This is a genomic window from Flavobacteriales bacterium (genome assembly GCA_013001705.1).
Classification (GTDB): domain Bacteria; phylum Bacteroidota; class Bacteroidia; order Flavobacteriales_D; family JABDKJ01; genus JABDLZ01.
Window position 1 is genome coordinate 1 of sequence record JABDLZ010000014.1, and the last position, 4844, is coordinate 4844.

Annotated in this window: 3 protein-coding genes; all 3 read left to right on the forward strand. The window is 48.4% G+C overall.

The window, feature by feature from the left end; translation table 11 throughout:
- Window positions 1-132: 132 nt before the first annotated feature.
- Window positions 133-882: a 23S rRNA (guanosine(2251)-2'-O)-methyltransferase RlmB gene (gene rlmB, locus HKN79_00415; GenBank protein ID NNC82014.1), complete on the forward strand. Its 750-nt coding sequence runs from the start codon at window positions 133-135 to the stop codon at window positions 880-882.
- Between the two features lie 126 nt (window positions 883-1008).
- On the forward strand, window positions 1009-1389 hold the full coding sequence (locus HKN79_00420; protein NNC82015.1) for a hypothetical protein: 381 nt from the start codon (window positions 1009-1011) through the stop codon (window positions 1387-1389).
- Between the two features lie 45 nt (window positions 1390-1434).
- Window positions 1435-4844: hypothetical protein (locus HKN79_00425; GenBank protein NNC82016.1), on the forward strand; the 3410-nt coding region annotated here is incomplete at its 3' end.

Below are 4844 nucleotides of genomic sequence, written 5' to 3' on the forward strand. Positions count from 1 at the left end.
TGAAGATCCCTTGGAATTCACGTTCTTCAAAGAAGGAGATTACATATTGGACCGGACCCTCGATCACAGGCCCAGTTGGTATCTGACGATGGATGCATGGAGAAGTGGAAGGACCATAAGCCCCTAAAAAGCATGAGTTTCAAATCCCTTAAACAACTTACAGCAGGAATCCATGCTTGCAATGATGCACTGCGTGATGGACGCGAGATCGAACGGTTATTCATCCGTAAAGGAAACCATGGTCCAGGTATCGAAGAGATCATCACACGGGCCAAAGAACGCAGGATACCCTTCAGCTTTGTTCCCAATGAGAAGTTGGACCGTTTGACCAATGTGAATCATCAAGGTGTCGTGGCGTTGCATGCCTTGATCAGCTACGAAGAACTGGAGGATATCATCCCCTTTGTCTATGAGCGAGGGGCATCTCCACTGGTCATTGTCCTGGACCGAATCACGGATGTCAGGAATTTTGGTGCAATAGTCCGTACGGCTGAGAGTCTGGGTGCCCATGCCGTTCTGATACCCGAAAAAGGGAGCGCACAGATAACCACAGAAGCCATCAAAACATCTGCAGGAGCGATTGGAAGATTGCCCATATGCAGGACTCCGGACCTCGATCGCTCGCTGAGGTATCTCCAACAGACGGGGCTCCATCTTGTGGCGGCCACTGAAAAAGCTGAACATACCGTATTCCAAGCCGGGCTTTCAGGCCCTTTGGCCATACTCATGGGCTCGGAAGAAGATGGTGTATCTGAAGAACTATTGACCCTCTGCGATGCGAAGCTTAAAATACCTATGAAAGGCTCTACAGGATCATTGAATGTGAGTGTTGCACTGGGTATCTTTTTATATGAGGCTGTCAGACAAAGGGCGGCAGTCTAAAAAAGGTAGGTATTCAACATTGTGTCTTAAAAAATCTACCTTAGACCTGTAGCCTTGTTGATATTAGATGGATCTTTGTGGAAATCTTGTACGCAAGATCTACGCAGCTAACTACTACTGAACGCTATGAAATATTCTTTACTTCTGCTCTTATCCGTAATGTTCGTTTTCGGTGCTACACTTGATGTTGTGGCTCAAGACGATACCCATACCGTGGTCATCCAATTGAAGGATTTCACCACGGAAAAGAATCTCTCCATCTACGAGATGTTCCGGCATGACGATCATGTGCAAGTGGTCAATTCCTGTGATATCCTCGGATTGGTAGTTATAGAATCCAGGATGGATTCACCTATGTCTGGGAATGAGACCAGAGGGTACAGTACCGTACGATTGAACGAGTTGTTCGAGGCTGACCAGTATTTGGTCAAAGAAGGTATGTCAGCGTATGATGTGATGACCTCATGCAGGCAGGCCATGCAAGAAGAACTATCCCCTGAAAAATGATATGATGTCGTACTGCGACAGAATTCCTTTATCTAACAGAGTACTATGAGAAATCGGAGTATAACCACTTTGTTCACCTGGATCTTGATCGGCCTTACTGGTCCGCTCACCGGGCAGTTGACTGTCAATGATCAGGTCACTCCTGAAGAGATGGCCACCATCATCTCAGGAAACAATGTAGAGATCCTGAATCCCACCGTCACAGGAGAAGAAGGTGCGTATGGCCTCTTCACAGCGGATGTGGATAGCTTTCAATTGGGTGAGGGAGTGATCCTTACAACGGGTAGGATCACCAATGCACTTGGACCCAACGATACCGAGAGTAAGAGTACAGCCTATGTGGGAGCCAATGGAGATCCCAAATTGGATATCATCTCAGGCTATTCCACAAGAGATGCCTGCAAACTCGAGTTCGATATCATACCTGCCGGTGATTCCATCACATTCGAATTCTCTTTTGCATCAGAGGAGTACAGTGAGTATGTATGTACCAACTTCAATGATGTCTTTGGATTCTTTATCAGTGGTCCGGGTATCGTAGGAGATCCAGGATTGAGCGGAGCTCAGAACATCGCTCTTATACCGGGAACGAATGACCCGGTGACCATCAACGATGTGAATGGAGGAAACCCCAATCAGGGTTCTGCATGTCCACCGGTCAATCCGCAATTCTTCACCTTCAATCCACTGAGTCCCATTGCTGAGATCCAGTACGATGGGTGGACCAAGAATCTGATCGCTATTGCCGATGGCCTGATCCCATGTGAGACCTATCATCTGGAATTGATCATCGCTGATGCAACGGACCGATTATGGGATTCTGGAGTATTCATCGAGAAGATCCAGAGTAACAATGTAATAGTAGAAGTAGAGACCCAGGGGGGCAATAGTGTCATGTATGAAGGCTGTAACGATGCCGTTATCTCATTCTGCTTGGAGAATCCCAGCCCCACCGATGTGGATGTAGTCTATTTCTTACAAGGCTCGGCAGTCAACGGGACGGATTATCAGCTTATTGATGACCCAGACCCGGCATTCGAGCATATGATCACCATACCGGCAGGTGACCTGTGTGCCTTCTTGGATATCACTACCATAGAAGATGGGGTGGATGAAGGAATGGAATTCATCGATGTGATAGTGGAGAATCCACTATGTGAGAATATCCTTCTCGACAGTCTGAGAACATTTATCAATGATTCTTTAGAGGTGTACATCAGTGGAGATGACATGCTCTGCCTCGGTGAGTCGACTACTCTTTCATTGGATAGCGGAGGGACTTCCTTCGTATGGTCCGCTTCACCTGATGTGACCTTTGACCCGGACAATACATCGACAGAAGTGACCGTCACTCCCACGCAGACCACCAATGTGATGATCAATACGACTATCGCATTCTGTACAGCTGAAGAAGAACTATTGGTACAGGTGAGCGATATGTCACTGGACTTCGATGTCACAGGTATCACCTGTGAAGACGTTTGTAATGGGGCCATAGACATGACCATCAACAACGGTATTCCGCCCTACAACATCACTTGGAATGGGAATCCAGCACCAGAAGATCTGACCGATCTATGTGCGGGTACCTATCAGGTGCGTGTCATCGATGCGGCAGGATGCGAGATTTTCGATGAAGTGACAGTAGGTCTGGCACCTCCAATCGAAGTGGTCATTTCCCCTTCAGAATATGTAGGAGGATTCAATGTCTCTTGTAACGGAGCTACAGACGGATTCATAGACGTGGCCATCGTAGGTGGGACGGCACCATTTGACACCACATACACTTCAGGGCCTGATAATATGGGAGCCGGTCCGGTGACCGTTTCCATAGTGGATGCCAATGGCTGCACCGCTGAAACCACCATTACTCTTAGCGAACCGGATGTCTTGAGCGCAGTGATCACCGATCTTCAATCGGTCACCTGTTTTGGCGAAGAGACTGGATCAGCCACCATTCAATGTACAGGAGGTAGTGGGAACTGTGCCTCGGTCACGTGGTTCGATGGGGCTACACCGGTCAACTCTGGTCTCACCTATAGTGAGGCACCTGCAGGCACATATACCGTGCAACTGGTGGATGAGAATAACTGCACAGGATCTATTATAGTAGAGATTCCAGAACCTGCTGCAGATCTTGAAGGAATCATAGTCGATCAGGTAGATGTCGCCTGTAATGGCGAGAATACCGGTTCGGTAGAAGTCGCTGGTCAAGGTGGCACTATAGCCGTGGGATCCGATTATCAGTATCTCTGGGATGATAATGGAAGCACTTCACCTATTCGCACTGGATTGAGCGCAGGCACTTACGTGGTCACCATTACTGACGACAATGGATGTTTTGTGGAATTCCCGGTAGTGATACAGCAACCGAGTCCACTAGAAGTGTCCATTGCTGTGGAAAATGATATCCAATGTGAAGGCCAGTCCTGTGGAAATGCACTGGCCATCGGGTCAGGAGGAACACCCGGTACCCCTTCCTATACCTACGAGTGGGAAACCGTACCTGCAGGATTGAGTCCTGATTTTCCGCAGTTCTCACCCGCAGCTAGCTTCTGCGAGCCCGGGCAGTACTCGGTCACCGTGACGGATGCCAATGATTGTAAGGTGGATACGATAATAGATATAACTATCATCTCACCTGAGATCACCGCCACATTCGACATTACGGATGTGCTCTGTGCTGGTGACAGTACCGGTGCCATCGATGCTACAGTAAGTGGAGGAATAGGTCCATTCACCTTCCTTTGGCAAGGCGGGAATTGCAATCAAGGCACATACAGCACTGAGGATATCAGCAATGTATGCGCAGGCCTGTGGTGTGTGACCATCACCGATACCGAAGGGTGTACGCTGGACACCTGTCTGGTCATCAATGAGCCACCGGAGTTGAATTACTTCTTTGAGATGGAACCTACCCTGTGTGCTGACAACTGCTCAGGAAGCATCGACTTCACACCTGTAGGAGGAACACCTCCGTACAATTACACCTGGTTCGGACCTGTATTCCCGATCGATACTTCATCCACTGCCTTCGATGGGCTGGATACTTTGAGCACGGATCAAGACCTTACCGACCTTTGTAAAGGACAATATCTCATCATACTGAGCGACTCGCTCGACTGCACCTTCGAGCGAAGGATCACGGTCACCGCACCTGAAGACCTCTTGATCCTGACCGACAGTGTATCGGACTACAATGGATTTGAAGTCTCCTGTCCAGATGCTTGTGATGGATTTATCTACATCACAGCCACAGGAGGTACCGTAGATCCGGCCTATGACTATGAATTCACCTGGTTCGAGCAATCCATTGGCTTTACGTCACAAGGGATGGGAGCCGGATTTGATGACCTCACCGATCTCTGTGCTTCAGAAGACACAGTGGGTTATGAGATCATCATTGTGGATGACAATGAGTGTATACAGAATGAGTTCTTCGTCATGGAAGAACC

Coding starts and splice junctions, on each gene's coding strand:
- rlmB (NNC82014.1), top strand. CDS start 133: ATGAGTTTCAAATCCCTTAAACAACTTACAGCAGGAATCCATGCTTGC.
- HKN79_00420 (NNC82015.1), top strand. CDS start 1,009: ATGAAATATTCTTTACTTCTGCTCTTATCCGTAATGTTCGTTTTCGGT.